This is a genomic window from Actinomadura sp. NBRC 104412 (assembly GCF_030269515.1).
In the GTDB taxonomy this organism is placed as follows: Bacteria; Actinomycetota; Actinomycetes; order Streptosporangiales; family Streptosporangiaceae; genus Spirillospora.
Window position 1 is genome coordinate 233,096 of record NZ_BSTM01000008.1, and the last position, 15,842, is coordinate 248,937.

14 protein-coding genes are annotated in these 15,842 nt (G+C 72.3%); 7 read left to right on the forward strand and 7 right to left on the reverse strand.

The window, feature by feature from the left end:
* Positions 1-4: 4 nt before the first annotated feature.
* The 4 genes from QSK21_RS13190 to QSK21_RS13205 are packed head-to-tail and all read right to left on the reverse strand — an operon-like array spanning position 5 to position 5,311.
* The gene (locus QSK21_RS13190) at positions 5-1,003 is read right to left on the reverse strand and encodes a glycosyltransferase (protein WP_285695922.1); all 999 of its coding nucleotides are present in this window, start codon (positions 1,001-1,003) and stop codon (positions 5-7) included.
* A complete protein-coding gene (locus QSK21_RS13195; protein WP_285695923.1) occupies positions 1,000-2,010 on the reverse strand; it encodes a glycosyltransferase family 9 protein in 1,011 nt (336 codons plus the stop codon). The genes QSK21_RS13190 and QSK21_RS13195 overlap by 4 nt, the downstream gene beginning before the upstream one ends.
* The gene (locus QSK21_RS13200; RefSeq protein ID WP_285695924.1) at positions 2,007-3,659 is read right to left on the reverse strand and encodes an HAD-IIIA family hydrolase; all 1,653 of its coding nucleotides are present in this window, start codon (positions 3,657-3,659) and stop codon (positions 2,007-2,009) included. Before QSK21_RS13200 ends, QSK21_RS13195 begins: the two co-directional genes overlap by 4 nt.
* On the reverse strand, positions 3,656-5,311 hold the full coding sequence (locus QSK21_RS13205) for a carbamoyltransferase family protein (protein ID WP_285695925.1): 1,656 nt from the start codon (positions 5,309-5,311) through the stop codon (positions 3,656-3,658). The genes QSK21_RS13200 and QSK21_RS13205 overlap by 4 nt, the downstream gene beginning before the upstream one ends.
* A gap of 406 nt (positions 5,312-5,717) precedes the next feature.
* Between QSK21_RS13205 and QSK21_RS13210 the strand changes: the two genes are divergently transcribed.
* Positions 5,718-6,605: a glycosyltransferase family 2 protein gene (locus tag QSK21_RS13210; RefSeq protein ID WP_285695926.1), complete on the forward strand. Its 888-nt coding sequence runs from the start codon at positions 5,718-5,720 to the stop codon at positions 6,603-6,605.
* 42 nt (positions 6,606-6,647) lie between these two features.
* Complete coding sequence (locus tag QSK21_RS13215; RefSeq protein WP_285695927.1) at positions 6,648-7,496, forward strand: glycosyltransferase family 2 protein; 849 nt, start codon at positions 6,648-6,650, stop codon at positions 7,494-7,496.
* Here the strand turns inward: QSK21_RS13215 and QSK21_RS13220 are convergent, their stop codons facing one another.
* The 3 genes from QSK21_RS13220 to QSK21_RS13230 all read right to left on the reverse strand — a co-directional run bounded on the left by QSK21_RS13220 (position 7,497) and on the right by QSK21_RS13230 (position 11,167).
* Positions 7,497-8,012: an NUDIX hydrolase gene (locus QSK21_RS13220; protein WP_285695928.1), complete on the reverse strand. Its 516-nt coding sequence runs from the start codon at positions 8,010-8,012 to the stop codon at positions 7,497-7,499. It abuts the gene before it with no gap.
* Positions 8,009-8,449: an SRPBCC family protein gene (locus tag QSK21_RS13225; protein WP_285695929.1), complete on the reverse strand. Its 441-nt coding sequence runs from the start codon at positions 8,447-8,449 to the stop codon at positions 8,009-8,011. The genes QSK21_RS13220 and QSK21_RS13225 overlap by 4 nt, the downstream gene beginning before the upstream one ends.
* Before the next feature lie 75 nt (positions 8,450-8,524).
* Complete coding sequence (locus QSK21_RS13230) at positions 8,525-11,167, reverse strand: M14 family zinc carboxypeptidase (RefSeq protein WP_285695930.1); 2,643 nt, start codon at positions 11,165-11,167, stop codon at positions 8,525-8,527.
* A 224-nt stretch (positions 11,168-11,391) separates the two neighbouring features.
* Between QSK21_RS13230 and QSK21_RS13235 the strand changes: the two genes are divergently transcribed.
* The 5 genes from QSK21_RS13235 (at position 11,392) to QSK21_RS13255 (ending at position 15,838) form a co-directional block, all read left to right on the forward strand.
* Positions 11,392-11,772: a hypothetical protein gene (locus QSK21_RS13235; protein ID WP_285695931.1), complete on the forward strand. Its 381-nt coding sequence runs from the start codon at positions 11,392-11,394 to the stop codon at positions 11,770-11,772.
* 96 nt (positions 11,773-11,868) lie between these two features.
* Positions 11,869-12,543, forward strand: a complete 675-nt coding sequence (locus QSK21_RS13240) for a DUF6766 family protein (RefSeq protein ID WP_285695932.1) — start codon at positions 11,869-11,871, stop codon at positions 12,541-12,543.
* 71 nt (positions 12,544-12,614) lie between these two features.
* Positions 12,615-13,457 (forward strand): SAM-dependent methyltransferase, encoded by an 843-nt coding sequence (locus QSK21_RS13245; protein WP_285695933.1) that lies wholly within the window; start codon positions 12,615-12,617, stop codon positions 13,455-13,457.
* A 153-nt stretch (positions 13,458-13,610) separates the two neighbouring features.
* Entirely contained in the window at positions 13,611-14,345 is a 735-nt protein-coding gene (locus tag QSK21_RS13250; protein ID WP_285695935.1) for a DUF5753 domain-containing protein, read from the forward strand.
* 80 nt (positions 14,346-14,425) lie between these two features.
* Complete coding sequence (locus QSK21_RS13255; RefSeq protein ID WP_285695937.1) at positions 14,426-15,838, forward strand: cytochrome P450 family protein; 1,413 nt, start codon at positions 14,426-14,428, stop codon at positions 15,836-15,838.
* Positions 15,839-15,842 lie beyond the last annotated feature (4 nt).

Here is a 15,842-nt window from a genome sequence, read left to right on the forward strand (position 1 = left end):
CGGGTCACCTCTCGGTCAGCTGCCAGAGCATGTGCCGCCAGTCCCGCAGGAAACGCGGCAGCCCGTAGCGTTCGCTCGCGAACGCCCGCGCCTCCTTCCCCATCCGCCGGGCGTGCGGGGCGTCGGCGGCGAGGGACCGCGCCGCCTCGGCGAGGGTGTCGACACGCGTCGACAGCACCCCGGCCTCGGGGGGTACGGCCTCGACCGCCTCGGTGGTCGCCAGCGCCACCACGGGGAGGCCGAGCATCATCGCCTCGATCAGCGCGAGACCGAGCGAGGTCCATCGGTACGGGTGGACGTAGACGCGGCGCCGGGCCAGTTCCTCGTGCATCCGCGCCTGCGGAAGGTCCTCGTACGTCCACAGCGACTCGTGCGGGATGCCGAGCTTGCGCGGCACGCCGCTGACGTTCATGCCGAACAGGTCCAGGGGGACGGAGGCGGCCAGCGCGGGGAGCATGTCGGTGCCCGCCACCCGGCCGCGGCGCAGCGGGTCGTTGATGACCACCGCGGCGCGCGGCATGTCGCCGTGGAACCGGTAGCCGGGATCGACGACACCGTGCTCGATCACCGTCGTCGGAGCGTTGCCGCAGTTCCAGAAGAGCTGGTTGAAGTGGGTGACGTGCACGATCGGGATGTCGGTGCGGTCGTGCAGGAAGTGCCGGCTGTCGGGGACGACCTCCTCGGGCAGGCTCGCGTCCGCGGGGGTGCGGCGCGGCGTGTCGTGCTCGACGTACACGGCCGGGACGTCCTGGCCGGGTGTCCGGCCGAGCCACCGCTCGCACAGCTCGATCTCGTGCGGGCGTTGCAGGACGACCGCGTCGACGCGCTCCTCGCGCAGCCGGTCGTGCGGGACCTCGATCGCCCGGTCCGGCCACGCGTAGGTGTCCGGGCGGCCCTTGCCGTCCGGTCCGCGCCCGGGGACGACGGGGACGAGCGTCGTCTGCGGCCCGTACACGAAGGAGGTGGCCCAGGAGCCGTGCACCTGCCAGAGCAGCACCCTCATTCTCTGATCACCTCCTGGACGGCGTCCACGACGCGCTCCGCGGTGACGGAGGACAGGCAAGGATGCCCGGGGATGGGGCACACCCGCGCCCGGGTGTCCTTGCAAGGGGCGTCCTGGTCGCCCAGCAGGATGTGACGCACCCCGTACGGCGCCCAGCGCGCCGCGGGCACAGTCGGCGCGAACAACGACACGACCGGGGTGCCGACGGCGGCGGCCAGGTGCGCCGGGCCGGTGTTGCCGGCGACGACGGCCCGGGCCTCGGCCAGGATGCCCGCCAGCTCCTCAAGGGACGTGCGCCCGCCCAGGTCGAGCCCGCAGTCACCGGCGACGCGGGCGGTGAGGTCCTTCTCGTCGCGGTGACCGGTGACCACGACGCGGTATCCGGCGGCGTCCAGCAGCCGCACCGCCTCGGCGCAGCGCTCGGGCGGCCACGCCCGCGCCGGGACGGACGTGCCCGGGTGGACGACCACGTACCCGGGGCCGCCGGTGAACGGCCACACCTCGGGCAGCGGCCCGCGGATCCGCAGCCGGGTGTCGGCGGGGGCGGGGAAACCGGCGTCGGCGGCCAGCGCCAGCATCCGCTCGGTCTCCGGGACGTCGGTGTCGGGACGGTGCCGCAGGTCCAGCAGCGAGCCCGGATAGTCCTCGCTGATCCCGCCGATCCACGGGACCCCCGCCAGCCGCAGTTGCAGCGCCAGCGGCAGCGGCGACTGGTGGAACGAGGTGAAGATCAGCGCGCGGTCGAAGCGGCCCGCGCGCAACCGGCGCGCCAGGACGTCCAGCATGGCGGCCAGCAGGGCGCCGTCCGCCGGGACGGGCTCGGGGTCGATCCAGGGGGCGCGCCACTCGATGACGTCGTCGACGCCGGGCAGCAGGTCGGCGGCGGCCCGCCCGCGCGGCCCGCACAGCAGGGTGACCCGCTCGGCGACGTCCGCGACCGCCCGGACCGCCGGGCCGGACAGCAGGACGTCGCCCAGGTTGTCCAGGCGCGCGACGAGGACCCTCATCGCACCCCCCGCTCGGCGGGGACGCGCTCCCGTTTCCGCCCGCCGCGGTCGTCGCCGAGGACCAGGTCGACGGCGCTGTTCAGGTCGGGCGCCACCTCGCTCGCGGCGGCGATCTCCTCCAGCCGCGTCCTGCCGGTGGGGACGAGGATGCCCCGGGCGCCCGCCGCCACGGCCGCCTCCACGTCCCCGCCGATGTCGCCGATGACGACGCAGTCGGAGGGGAGCACGCCCAGGCGCCCGGCGGCACGTTCCACCAGCGCCGGCAGCGGCTTGCGGCAGTCGCAGTCGTCGTCGCGGTCGTGCGGGCAGATCTCCCACACGTCGATGGGGCCGACCAGCTCCTCCACGCGCGCGTTGACGCGGCGCACGTCGTCGGCGGTGATGTAGCCCTTGGCCACGCCCGACTGGTTGGACACCACGCCGATGCGCACTCCCTGCCGCCTCAGGCGCTCCAGTGCCTCGGCGGCGCCGGGCATGGGCTCGACGGTCGTGGGATCCCCGTTGTACGGGACGTCCCGGATCAGCGTGTCGTCCCGATCGAACAGCACCACCTGGCGCGACGGCCACGGCCCCGCCCCGCGGTGCTCGACCAGCCCGCGCAGCCGGTACAGGACGGCGGCCGGCGGGATGACCAGGCTGGTCACCAGCATCTTGACGACCTCACCCGGCCAAGGCGCTCCGAGCCGCGTCGCCCGGAAGCGACCCCCCAAGCCCTCCAAGAGATCCGTCCGGCACCGCTCACTGAGCTCCGCCGGCGCCCTGTCCCAGATCCTGGGGATGCGCGCCGCGACGAACTCGGCGCTCAGTCCCGCCCAGGCCGCGCCCGCGGCCAGGGCGGTGCGGCGTGCTCCGGCCGCGAAAGCGGCCACGGCCAGCAGGCCCGCGCCCGTGGTGGCCACGTGACGGGGGAAGCGGCCGGACCCCTCGCCCGCTCGTTCCCTCCAGCCGCGGCCGTGCAGGCGCCGCATCAGCACGTCGTCGGCGTTGCCCGCCTGCGCCCTGACCGAGACCCAGAACCCCGCCGGGCGGACGGGATGGGTCACCCGCCGCGTGCCGCGCACCAGCCGGTGATCATTGTCCATGACGCGCAGCGCGAGGTCGGCGTCCTCGCGGTAGGCGTGCTGGAACCGCTCGTCGAAGCCCCCGCATTCGGCGAGCACGTCCCGGCGGTACGCCATGTCCGCGGTGATCCACAGCGCCGACTCCAGCCCGGCGGTGTTGCGCTCCCAGTCGGTCGCGGCGCGGGAGGCGGGGAGCGGCACGGTGACGATCCCCTGGCAGCCGCCGGCCTCGGACGCCGTTGTCTCGAGGTCGGCGGCCAGATCGCGGGCCCATCCGGGCGAGAGGACCACGTCGTCGTCCAGGAACACCACCCACTCGGTGGTCGTCGTGCGCCAGCCCGCGTTGCGCGCGGCGGCCGGTCCGCGCCCGCCGGACCTGATCACCCTCACCAGGTCGCCGGTCCCGTCCACGGACGGGGGCAGGGGCAGCGGGGCGCCGGGGCGCGGCCGGTCGTCCACGATCACGATCGCCTCGGGCGCGGGAGCGTCCGGCCCGCCGAGCCGGCCGAGCAGCGCGTCCAGCAGCATGCGCAGGCTGGGCCGTCCCGTGGTCGGGACGACGATGCTGTACGAGACGCGGGACGTCACCTGGCGAACACCTCCGCGCGCCGGACGACGTAGGGCCCGATGGCGAGCAGGTCCACGGGCGCGGAGCCGAAGCACTCCAGCACGTCGCGCGGGTCGTCCACCATGGGCCTCCCCGCGGTGTTGAGGCTGGTGTTGACGACGACCGGCAGGCCCGTGCGGGCCTCGAACGCCTTCAGCAGGCCCGCGACCAGCGGCTCGGCCTGGTTGTCGACCGTCTGGATCCGCGCGGTCCCGTCCACGTGCACGACGGCCGGGATCCGGTCGCGCCACTCGGGACTCACCCGATGGACGAACAGCATGTACGGGCTGGGCAGCGGCCCCTCGAAGATCTCGGCGGCCCGGTCGAGGGCGACCATCGGCGCGATCGGGCGGAACTGCTCGCGGCCCTTGACCGCGTTGAGCCGTTCCAGGTTGGCGGCGTTGCCGGGATGGGCGAGCAGCGAGCGATGCCCCAGCGCGCGCGGGCCGAACTCGGCGCGCCCCTGGAACCAGGCGACGATCTGGTCGCGGGCCAGCGCGTCGGCGACGGTCCCGGCCAGGTCGGCGGGCCGCTCGTACGGGACACGGGCGGTCTCCAGCCGGGCGGCCAGTTCCTCGTCCGTCCACCGCCGTCCCAGGTCGGCGCCGGGCATCGCGGCGGGCCGCTCACCGGCCGCCCAGGCCAGGTGCAGCGCGGCGCCCAGGGCGGTGCCCGCGTCGCCCGCGGCGGGCTGCACCCAGATCTCCTTGTACGGTCCTTCCTCGGCCAGCCTGGAGTTGGCCACGCAGTTCAGCGCGACCCCGCCCGCCAGCGTCAGCCGGTCCGAGCCGCCGCGGCGGTGCGTCCACAAGGCCAGTTCCAGCAGGACCTCCTCCAGCCGGGCCTGAGCGCTCGCTGCGAGATCGGCGTGGTCGGCGGTCCACCGGTCCTCGCCGTCGGCGGGGGAGCGGGCCTTGGCCAGCGCCGTCCAGTCGATCGGCGCCACCGCGAATCCGCCGTCGCCGGTCGTGCGGATCCGTTCCCTCATTTCCTTGAGGAAGCGGGGTTCTCCGTACGAGGCGAGCGCCATCACTTTGTACTCGTCGCTGGACCGGAGGAAACCAAGATGCTCGGTCAATTCTTCGTACATGAGGCCCAGCGAGTGCGGCAGGCATTGCGCGGCGAACGTGGTGAAACCGCCGTCGCGGTCGTCGTACGTTCCGGCGAGGTGCGAATGGGCCTCACCGCGCCCGTCGATGACAAGGACGTCGCCGCGCCCGGGATCGGGCGCGGCGAGCGCGGTCGAGGCGGCATGAGCCAGATGGTGCGGGACGAAACGGACAATGCCGGGATCGAGGCCGGGCAAAGCCGTGGCAAGGAAATACGGGGCGCGTGTCGCGTATCGGGTGCGCAATTCCTCCCAGTGCCCGTCGTGACCGCACATACCGGGTTCCGCGAGCGCGGGATCGTAGGAGTAGGCGACGGCGTCCAGGTCGCCCGGTTCCAGCCCGGCCTCGTCCAGGCACCAGCGCGCCGCGCGTTCGGGCAGCTCCCAGGCCGAGAACGGGACGGGACGCTTGCCGTGCTTGCGCCGGCTGAACCGCTCCTCCTCCGCGGCGCCCACGATCCGGCCGTCCACGATGAGCGCGGCGGAGGGGTCGTGGAATATGGCGTTGATTCCCAGGATGCGCATTGGGCAGGCTCCGATCGGCAGGTCGGCACGCAGGGTTGCGGCGGCCGTTGCTCGGCACCGTCTGTTGATGTGCTTTCGGGGTGTCGGCCCCTTCGGTACGGGCTCGAAGCTCAGCCCGTATGCGGAAAGCGGATGCCCGCGTCCTTGGCATCTGCTTCGACATCTGCTCTGACGTCTGCTTGGACTTCGGCTTCGATCAGAAGCTCGCTAAAATATGGACCTAGCACTCGGTTTCAGATTTTTACTAGTGTCTGCGCCTAATCACCCATAAGTCATTCACTTCTGGACCTCACCGGCTAGAAGCGGAGCAAACTGGAGAACCCAGACAAATTTTCTGTGATCTGAGTCACAGCGGCGCGCCGCCGGACGGGCGGTAGGCCCCGCCTCACCGGGGTAGGGCGCCGCCATGCGCTGCACCGTCGCAGTGATCAGCCGCGACCGGCGGCGGTCGCTGCTGGACGTCCTGTCCCGGCTGGCCGAACTGCCGGGGCGGCCGCCGGTCATCGTGGTCGACAACGCCTCGACCGACGGCACCGCCGACGCCGTCGCCGAGCGGTTCCCGCAGGTCCGGCTGATCCGCGCGGACGACAACCTGGGCGCGGTCGGGCGCAACGCCGCCCTCGACCACGTCCGCACGCCCTACGTGGCCTTCTGCGACGACGACACCTGGTGGGAGCCGGGCGCGCTGGACCGCGCCGCCGACCTGCTGGACGCCCATCCGCGCCTGGCCGTCGTGACCGGGCGCATCCTCGTCGAGCCCGGCGGACGGGAGGACCCGATCGTCCCCGAGCTGCGCGACTCGCCGATGCCGGGCCCCCGCTGGCTGCCCGGCCCCGCGCTCGGCTCGTTCCTGGCGGGCGCCTCGATGCTGCGCGCCGAGGCGTTCCGCGAGGCCGGCGGGTTCTCGCCGCGCCTGTGGCTCGGCGGGGAGGAGGAACTGCTCAGCGCCGACCTGCTCGCCCTCGGCTGGCACCTCTGCTACGCCGAGGACGTCGTCGTCCACCACCGGCCCTCGCGGCTGCGCGAACCGCACCGGCGCCGGATGGACGGCGTCCGCAACGCCCTGTGGACCACCTGGCTGCGCAGGCCGCTGCCCAGCGCGGTGCGGCGCACCGGCGGGCTGCTGCGCCGCGTGCCCCGCGACCGGGTCACGGCCGCCGCGCTGCTCCGGGCGGCACGGGGCGTCCCGTGGGTGATCCGCGAGCGCCGTCCGGTGCCGCCCGCGGTCGAGGCCCGCCTGCGGACCCTGGACGAGCCCCAGCGGCGCTCCCGCGCCCGCCGCTACGTCAGCTAGACGGCTGGACGGCCAGACCCGCGAGTCCCGGAGGACACCGCCATGGAGGACGACGTCACCGTCGTGGTCATGACCCGTGACCGGGCCGGCGAGCTGCGCCACAGCCTGACCCGGCACGAGGCGCCGGTGATCGTGGTGGACAACGGCTCCACGGACGACACCGCGGACGTGGCGCGGCAGGCCGGGGCGCGGCTGATCCGGCTCCCGGAGAACCGGGGCGCCGCCGCCCGCAACATCGGCGTCCGCGAGGCCGACACGCCCTATGTCGCCTTCGCCGACGACGACTCCTGGTGGGCGCCCGGAGCGTTGCGCCGCGCCGCCCGCACCATGGACGCCTACCCGCGGACCGCCCTGGTGACGGCGCGGGTGCTGGTCGGCGAGGACGAGCGGCTCGAACCGGTGTCGGAGGAGATGGCCCGCTCGCCGCTCGGGCAGCCCGAGCACCTGCCGGGACGCGCCGTGCTCGGCTTCCTGGCCTGCGCCGCGCTGGTCCGCCGGGACGCGTTCCTGGACGCCGGCGGCTTCTCCGGCACGCTGCACTTCGGCGGCGAGGAGGAACTGCTGGCGCTCGACCTGGCCTCCGCCGGCTGGGGCCTGGCCTACCTGCCCGAGCTGGTCGTCCACCACCATCCGTCATCGCAACGGCCCGACCCCGCGCTCAGGCTGCGCAGGCAGCTCCGCAACCGGCTGCTCACCGCGTGGCTGCGCCGCCCGCTGCCCGCGTTCGGCAAGGAGGTGCTCGCGGCGCTCGCGACACCGGACGGCAGGGGCGCTCTCGCCGACGCCGCCCGCACCTGGCCGAGCGTCGCCCGCGACCGCCGCCGTCTGCCGCCCGAGGTCGAACGCGCCCGCGCCGCACTAGACGGGGGCTGGCCGGGGACTGGCCGGTGACTAGTGGTGCCAGGGAAGCTCGACCGGCTCCGCGGGGACGCGCCCGGCCAGGAGCTCCCTCAGGAGCGGGACGAGCCCCAGCGGGTAGACGAGGTCCTGCGTGGTGGCCAGCTCGTCCACCGTCCACCAGCGGTGACCGGTGAGCTGCGAGCGTTCGAAGTCCTCCTGGCCGGCGGTGTCGACCTCGTGCGCGTGCGTGCGATACAGGAAGAAGTCGTCCCGCAGCGTCCCGCGGATCCAGCCGAGATCGGCGTAGCCGGACGTGACCGCGACCGGGGCGCCCAGCTCCGCCGGTTCGACCGCGAGGCCGGTCTCCTCGCGCAGCTCGCGCGCCGCCGCCTCGGCCAGCCCCTCGCCCTTGCCGACGCCGCCGCCCGGCGTGAGCCAGCAGTGGTCGACCCCGGGCGTGTGCCGCTCGGCGAACCGGAACAGCAGCAGCCGGTCCTCACCGTCCAGGAGCAGCACCCGCGCCGAGCGGCGCTTGTACCCCTCCCCGCGAAGGAAGCGAAGGCTCACCCTGTCAGCTCGGAGTCGAGCTTGACCAGTTGCTCGTCGTAGATGCGCCGGAGGCCGCGCGGCGCGAACGTCCGCTCGAAGAAGCCGCCGACGCCGCTCGCGCCGTTCCACGTGGTCGTCACCCGAACCCGCGCGCCCTCGCCCGCGGGGGAGACCGACCAGGTCGTGACCATCGAGGAGTTGGTGTCCCGCTCCACCAGCGTGCGCTCCTCGGGAACGGTCACCGTCATCAGGCAGTCGCGCACCCGCTTGCTGGTCGCGGCCAGCTTCCAGTGCACGACGGTGCCCTCGCCCTGGCCGCCCTCGCGGACCTCGTACTCGCTGAAATGCCCGGTCAGGATCCTCGACCGGGTGCCCTGGTAATCGCTCAGCGCCTCGAACGCCCTGTCCGCTCCTGCGCCGACGGTCTTCTCTGCGGTAGCCGTGACCTGACCCATGCGCCCCATCCTTCCAGACACGCGCACGGCGCCCCGTCCCAAGACACGGGACGGGGCGCCGTGGGTGTGCCGTGCTCAGCCGAGGGCGTCCGGGCGGCCCTCCTTCGACGGGCCGTGGTAGATCGAGTTGATCACGATGGGCCAGCTCACCCGCGGCCAGGAGCGGAAGGTGATCTCGCTGCCGGCCAGGGTCGCGTGGCCCTTGCCGACATCGAAGCTCACCACGTTGGCCAGGCCGCCCAGCGCCTCGGTCCCGTGGGCGTACCCGCTGGCGAGCAGGTCGCCGTCACCGGGGTAGGTGGACGCGACCGTAGCCTCGCCCGTGACGCGGTAGGCGGCGTCCTGGTTGAACCAGACCGGCCAGTTCTCCGGCATGCCCCACGCGGCCGGGACGTCCGGCTTGTAGGAGGCGCGCAGCAGCGCGCCGGGCGCGCTGAACCTGGACCGGTCGGTGGGCGTGGCGTTCTGCACCGGCAGGTTCAGGAGCTGCCGCGCGGTCTCCGAGCCGCTGCCGATCGCGACGAGGTTGCCGCCGCCGGACACGAACTCGCCCAGCTTGGTCCAGCCCTCCTCGCCGACGCCGCGCGCCCACGCGAACTGCGGCGGGTTCTTGGCCGGGTCGAGCCCGTTGACGATGGTGTTCCGGGACACGCCGTCCGCCAGCACGATCGTGTCGTACTTCCCGCGCAGGTCGGTGTAGTCGTCGGCGCCCACGACCTTGTAGTTGACGCCGTACTGGTCGAACATCCACGTCATCCAGCCGCCGGGCATGTTGTTGGCGCCGCGGATCAGCCCGACGCGGGTGCCCGGCTTGAGGGTGAAGCCGTCCACCTTCGGCATCGTGTCCGTGCCGTACACCGGGATGCCGGTGCCGGCCGCGACCGACTGGAGCGCCTGGCGCGCGGCGTGCGTGGGCGGGACGACGACGGTGCCGGGCGCGAACGTCCGTCCCGCCGCCGTGAACTTCTCACCGGAGCGGAACACCGGCACGCCGGCCTTCTGCAGCCGGGCCAGCACGTGCGCCACACCGTACGACTCGGGCGCCACCAGGTACGCGCCGCGCGGGTTCGCCGGCATCGTCACCGGCTGCGGCACGACCTTCGTCACCTTCTGCAGCGAGGCCGTGAACGGCTTGTCGATCGGCTCGACGTCGACGCCCAGCAGCATCCCCAGATTGTCGGTGGTCTCGCTGTACGGCATGATCAGCGGGCAGTCCGCGCACTTGCGCGCCGACTGCTCGGGGTAGTCGTCGGCCTGGAGCAACTGGTGGATCCAGCGGCCCAGCGGCTGCCGGGTGCGCAGCACGTACGAGCCCGCCGGGTAGGTCTTGCCGCCCGCGGTGAACGCCTTCCTGGCCTGCTGGATGTCCACCAGGCCGAACTCGAAGACCTTCAGCATCTCGTACACGGCGAAGGGGTCGCGCTGCCCGGCCGGGATCACGTACGCCTCGGGCGTGCCCGGCTGGATGTCCGGCAGCGCCGTGGCGTTCCTCGTCGTCCGGTACAGGTTGTTGTACAGCCACGACTCGTGGTTGTCCGCGATGTACTTCATGCCCGCGTAGGCCGCCGTTTTGGCGTAGTCGACGATCTGCTCCAGCGTCCAGGTGTCGCTGTCGTAGGGCAGGAAGTTCCGCATCGACTTGGTCTGCGAGCCCAGCGGCCTGCCGTCGGAGCTCTTGAACGGCAGTGCCAGGTCCCGCGCGGAGGCGATCTCGGTCAGGAACAGCGAGGTGCCGATGAAGGAGTTGTAGCCTGACACGTCGGCGTTCCAGAAGATGCCGTAGGCGTCGTCGGTCTGGACGCCTTTCTTGTCGCCCGCCACGAGGTCGCGCACCACCGACTGGCCGAGGGAGTTGGCCGACTGGATCGTGATGGGGTCGACTCCGTTGCCGAGCGGCTCGTCGAAGGGCGGCGCCCAGATCCGCGGGTTGCCGGTCCCCGCCTGGTGCATGTAGTGCCCGGCGACCGGGCGGTAGGTCTGTTCGAGCCGTACCCGCGTCCGTGTCTCACGCTGGGTGAACATGAACCAGTCGCGGTTGTTGTCGTGCCCGACGTACTTGTGGTACAGGTCCGGGTACACGCGGTTGTACGGGGTGCCCTCGGTCTTGTTGAAGTGGTCCACGACCATGTGCTGCCCGTCGGGGTTCCCCGACGGGATCACCATCAGCACCACGTTGTCCAGCACGTTGTCGGTGTAGGCCGACTTCTCGGTGGCGAAGCGGTGCACGATGTCCACGAGGGCCTGGGTGTTGCCGACCTCGGTGGAGTGGAGCGTGCCCTCGACCAGGTAGACGGGCTTGGAACGCTCCGAGAGCCGCCGCGCCTCCGACTCGGAGATGCCGGGCGTGGCCAGGCGCTGGTTGTCCTTGACGATCCGGCCCAGGTCGCGCAGGTTCCGCGGTGAGCTGATGAACAGGACCGGGTAGTCGTTGTTCAGGGTCGTCTTGTCCACGACCTTGTAGTCGACCCGGTCCGAGCGGTCGCCGATCAGGCGGAAGTACTGCTTGATCCGGTCGAAGCCGGCGAGCCTGCCGGTCGTCCCCATGGCGAAGCCGAAGAAGTCTTTGGGCGCTGGAATGGTCGAGCCATGTGCCGTGCGCGTGACCGCGCTGCCCACGCCGACCGCGTCGGAGTGCAGTGGCACTGCGACGAGGGCGGCGGAGGTCAGCGCGGCGGCCAGCACGCGGGTGGTACGCCCGACCGAGGGGCGTCGGAGCATTCGATCTCCAGTTGTGCAAGGAGTGGGGGGTGATGGATCGAAGGACGCTGGGCGACCGCCGGCCGGTACGGTCGAGCCCAGAGTGGATCATGAAGTGCCGCGAGTCAATGCCGTGATCACCAATTTCCGCGCGGTGCCGTGCCGGCGGCGGTCGCGCCGTGTTCCCCTTTCGCGTCGCCGGGTAAGGCGTGGGCATGTGTTGTGGGCGTTCGCGGTTGGTCGTGATGGCCCTCCCCGTGGTGGTCGTGTGCGCGGGCCTGTGCGCGGGGTGCGGTACGGGATCCGAGAAGGACGGCGTGCGCGCTGCGGCGAACGCTTTGTTCCGGGACGTGCGCAACGGCGACGGCCACGCGGCGTGCACCCGCCTCGTACCACGGGCCGCGAGCACACTGGAGACGGGCGATACGCGCTGCGAGCAGCAGATCCTACGGCTCGGGCTGAAGGGCGGGCCGCTCGGCCCCGTGGAGGTGTGGGCGGACCAGGCCCGCGTCCGCGCCGGCACCGACACCGTGTTCCTCACACGCTGGGGGAGCGGCTGGCGCGTCACCGCGGTCGGCTGCGAGCCGCGCGACGACCGCCCGTACGACTGTGACGTCTCGACCTAGGAGGGCGGGCCGGCCTATGAGAATGGTCTTCGCCCTGACCCTGACGATCATCGTGACCGGGCTGGCGTACTTCGCCGCGATCGGGCTGCTGCACCGATGAGGACCTTCCTCCGGGAGAACGCGCTGACGCTGTTCTTCCTGGTCGCGCTGGCCGGTGCGCTGGCCGGGCAGGCGTTCTCCGGTCTCGCGCTGTTCAACGAGCAGCAGGTCGCGCAGGGGGCGCCTCCGGTCGGCATGGCCGACTACCTGACCGGCTCGCGGTTCGCGGTGGACGTGACCGAGAACTGGCAGTCGGAGTACCTCCAGTTCTTCCTCTTCATCTATGTGACCGTCTGGCTCACGCAGCGCGGCTCGCCCGAGTCCAAGGAACCGGGCAAGGAGGGCAGGGAGAGCGCGAGGATGCAGAAGGTGGACGAGTACGCCGGGCCGGAGTCGCCCAGACCGGCGCGCGCCACCGGTCTGCGCGGCGTGCTGTTCGCCAACTCGCTCGGCCTCGTCATGGCGGCGGTGTTCTTCGGCTCCTGGACGGTGCACTCCGTCACCGGCTGGGTCGCCTACAACGCCGACCGGCTCGCGCAGCAGGAGGACACCGTCTCCTGGTTCGGGTACCTCGGCCGGCCGGACTTCTGGAACCGGACGATGCAGAACTGGCAGTCGGAGTTCCTGGCCGTGGCGTCCATGGTGGTGCTGTCGATCTACCTGCGGCAACGCGGGTCGCCCGAGTCCAAGCCGGTCGGCGCCCAGCACAGGAGCACGGGTATTGAAGGGTGACACGGGCGTCCAGGACGTTATGGTCGTCATCACGGATCGCGTACGAGCGGTGGCGCAAACGTGGCGGCCGCGTGACGAGCAGGCGTGGCGAGTACGGAGGTGGGGGCATGCCGGCGGGCGAGTGGGCACCGACGGGCGTCGACCTCGCGACGCCCAACACGGCGCGGATCTACGACTATCTGCTCGGCGGCAAGGACAACTACGAGGCCGACCGGCGGGTGGCAGAGCGGCTGCTGGAGATCATTCCCCAGGCGAGGACGGCCGCGCGGCAGAACCACCTGTTCATCGGGAGGGCGGTGCGGTACCTGGCGGGGCTGGGCGTCCGCCAGTTCGTCGACATCGGCTCCAAGCTGCCGGCGAGCGGCAACGCGCACGAGGTCGCGGCCGCGGTGGCGCCCGGCGCCCGGGTGGTGTTCGCCGACTCCGATCCGGTGGTGCTCGCGCATGCGCGGGCGTTGCTGACCGGCAATGTCGACACGCTGGTGGAACGGTCGGACCCGTCGCGCCCGGATGCGGTGCTGGACGAGCCGCGGGTGCGCGGGCTGCTCGACCTCGAGCGTCCCACGGCGGTGATCCTCGACCGGGTGCTGCACTTCATCAAGGACGAGGCGGAGGCCGTGGCGGCCGTTGCGCGGCTGGCCAGGGCGCTGCCGAACGGGTTCGTGGTCTTCACCCACATCACGCAGGAGCCCGCGCCGGAGTCCAGCGAGGACGTCGGCCGCGTGTTCCAGCCCAGCACCGCGCATTTCTGGGGGCGGTCCCGCGCGGAGATCGAGCGCATCGTCGCCCCGCTGGACCTGGTGGAGCCGGGCCTGACCTACACCTCGGAGTGGCGCGGCGATCCGTCTGAGGAGCAGGTCGACAAGCACGAGCACACCTACACGCTCGCGGGCGTCGGGCGCACCCGTTCCTGAGCCCGTCCCGGGTCGTGGCGGGACGCGGATCACGGGCGTCCGGTACATCGGAGACTGGCCGCAATGTGCCGAGTGCCCGATCCTTCGGCCCGCGATGGAATCATGTCGGGGACGCGAATCTTGGCGACCATGACGATCGGGCGGGTCAGTGTGATGTCTGAGAACGGCCGCGATCGAGTCCCGCACGCCTATATCGACGACCTGAGCAGGGCCGGCGGCATCTGGCCGACCTCCGGCACCGGTGGGACGGGCGGAGCGGGCCGAGCGGATGGAGCGGGCGGTGCGGGGAGCGGCACCTGGTGGCATGCCTACCGAGATGTGGTGCCCAGGTGGTTCGAGACGTATCTGGAGGTGGAGCCGTCCGCGAGCCTCGTCCGCGTCTACGAGCCCGAGTACGTCCCGGGGCTGCTGCAGACCGAGGACTACGCGCGCGCGACGATCGCGGCCTGGCACGGTGGCGACCCGCCGGAGCGCATCGAGCGCCGTGTCGAGCTGCGCATGCTCCGCCAGCGGATCGTGTACCGCCGCCCGGATCCGCTGCGGTTGTGGGCGGTCGTGGACGAGCGCGCCCTGCGGGCCGACGTCTGCGACGCGGCGACGATGCGCGGCCAGATCGAGCACCTGCTGAAGATGTCCGCGGCACCCTATGTGACGCTCCAGGTCCGGCCCGCCACGGCGGACGCGGCCCCCGACCCGGTGTGCCTGCTGCGCGTCCCGGACCGTGCGCAGCCCGACGTGATCTATCTGGAACGACCGGCCGACGCCCTGTACCCGGATGAACCAGGCGTAATCCGGCACTACCTGACCGTGCTGAACGGCCTTATGGACGAGGCGCCGCCGCCCGAGGCGAGCGCCGGAATTCTTCACCGGCTGCTCGACACCCTTTAGCACATCCGCAATTTCCGTTTATGTCACACCGGATCTCGCTACAGTGCTGATCCCGATATGCCGAGGGGGAGGGGTGAGGCATGGACGCCTACCGGCGTACCTTGGGGGCCGCGAGCCACGGGGAGTCCCTGGAGACCGTGGCCCTGGAGCCGTTGATGACCCGGGACTACGACACGCGGCCCGCCCTGGTGTTCGAGCGGCTGCGGGCCAGGTACGGGCCGGTCGCGCCGGTGGAGGTGCTCGGCGTGCCGGTGTGGCTCGTCCTCGGGTATTCGCAGGTACTGGAGGTCCTGCGCAACCACCGGGGCATCTGGAGCAAGCGGCTGACCGACTGGCGCGCGTGGGCCGACGGCCGCGTTCCCGCCGACTGGCCGCTGCGTCCCGCCTTCGAGGTCAACCACGTCATCTTCCAGGAAGGTGAGCGCCTGCGCGCGCTGCGCGCCGCGTATGCCGAGGCGCTGACGCCGTTCCAGGACGCCTCCCACCCGCAGGCGCGGAGGCTGCGCGCCGCCGCCACCCGCTACGCCGACGAGCTGATCGACGTGATGACCGAAGGTGGCCCCACCGGCTTCGCCGACCTGTGCGCCCAGTACGCGAGGCCGCTGCCGCTGATGGTGGTCGACCGGCTGCTGGGCTTCGAGGGCGAGGCCGGCGACGGCGTGCTCATGGACATGTGGCGGGTGCTGGACGCCGGGCCCGACTCCACCGCGGCGCTCGACCGCCTGCTGGCCGCGCTGGCCGAGCTGGGCGCGGAGAAGATGGCCAGGCCCGGCGACGACCTTCCCTCCCTCATGCTGGCCGCGTATCCCGGCTTCACGATCGACGAGCTGTCCCGCGAGCTGATGATGCTGGTGGGCGTGATCGGCGACTACATCGGCATCCTCATCGGCAACACGATGGCCGAGGTGATCGGCGGCGGGCCCCGGGTCAGGGCGGCGCTGTCGGTCGGCATGATCCGGGAGACGATCAACCGGGTGGCGATCACCAACCCGCCGATGCACAACCTGAGCTTCCGCTGCCCGTCGGTGGACACCCGGCTGGGCGAGTTCACGATCAGCGCGGGCGAGCCGGTGATGCTCTCGGTCGCCGCCGCGCACGCCGACCCCGCGTTCGCCGGCGGCCTCGACTCCGACGCGCTCTACAGCACGCGCGCGCACCTGGCCTGGGGCGCGGGCGCACACGAGTGCCTGGGACGCGAGCTGGCCACGACCGTCGTCACCATCGCGATCAGCCGGCTGTTCGAGCGGTGCTCCGCGCTCACCCTGACCCTGCCCGCCGACCAGCTTCCCTGGCGCCCGTCCCCGCTGATCCGCGGCCTGCGCTCGCTGCCCGTCCGGTACGAGCTGGCCGATTCCGGCCCGGGACCGGTCTCCCCGGCGCACACCTCCACGCAGGCGGACGCTCAGGCCCAGTCCACCGAGCAGGACCCGGGACCGGAACCGGTGCGGTCCGTGCTGCGCCGCTTCCTGAGGAGCCTGCGCCGCGAGCGCTGATCCC

Coding starts and splice junctions, on each gene's coding strand:
- QSK21_RS13190 (WP_285695922.1), bottom strand. CDS start 1,003: ATGAGGGTGCTGCTCTGGCAGGTGCACGGCTCCTGGGCCACCTCCTTC.
- QSK21_RS13195 (WP_285695923.1), bottom strand. CDS start 2,010: ATGAGGGTCCTCGTCGCGCGCCTGGACAACCTGGGCGACGTCCTGCTG.
- QSK21_RS13205 (WP_285695925.1), bottom strand. CDS start 5,311: ATGCGCATCCTGGGAATCAACGCCATATTCCACGACCCCTCCGCCGCG.
- QSK21_RS13210 (WP_285695926.1), top strand. CDS start 5,718: ATGCGCTGCACCGTCGCAGTGATCAGCCGCGACCGGCGGCGGTCGCTG.
- QSK21_RS13215 (WP_285695927.1), top strand. CDS start 6,648: ATGGAGGACGACGTCACCGTCGTGGTCATGACCCGTGACCGGGCCGGC.
- QSK21_RS13225 (WP_285695929.1), bottom strand. CDS start 8,449: ATGGGTCAGGTCACGGCTACCGCAGAGAAGACCGTCGGCGCAGGAGCG.
- QSK21_RS13230 (WP_285695930.1), bottom strand. CDS start 11,167: ATGCTCCGACGCCCCTCGGTCGGGCGTACCACCCGCGTGCTGGCCGCC.
- QSK21_RS13235 (WP_285695931.1), top strand. CDS start 11,392: ATGGCCCTCCCCGTGGTGGTCGTGTGCGCGGGCCTGTGCGCGGGGTGC.
- QSK21_RS13240 (WP_285695932.1), top strand. CDS start 11,869: ATGAGGACCTTCCTCCGGGAGAACGCGCTGACGCTGTTCTTCCTGGTC.
- QSK21_RS13250 (WP_285695935.1), top strand. CDS start 13,611: ATGTCTGAGAACGGCCGCGATCGAGTCCCGCACGCCTATATCGACGAC.
- QSK21_RS13255 (WP_285695937.1), top strand. CDS start 14,426: ATGGACGCCTACCGGCGTACCTTGGGGGCCGCGAGCCACGGGGAGTCC.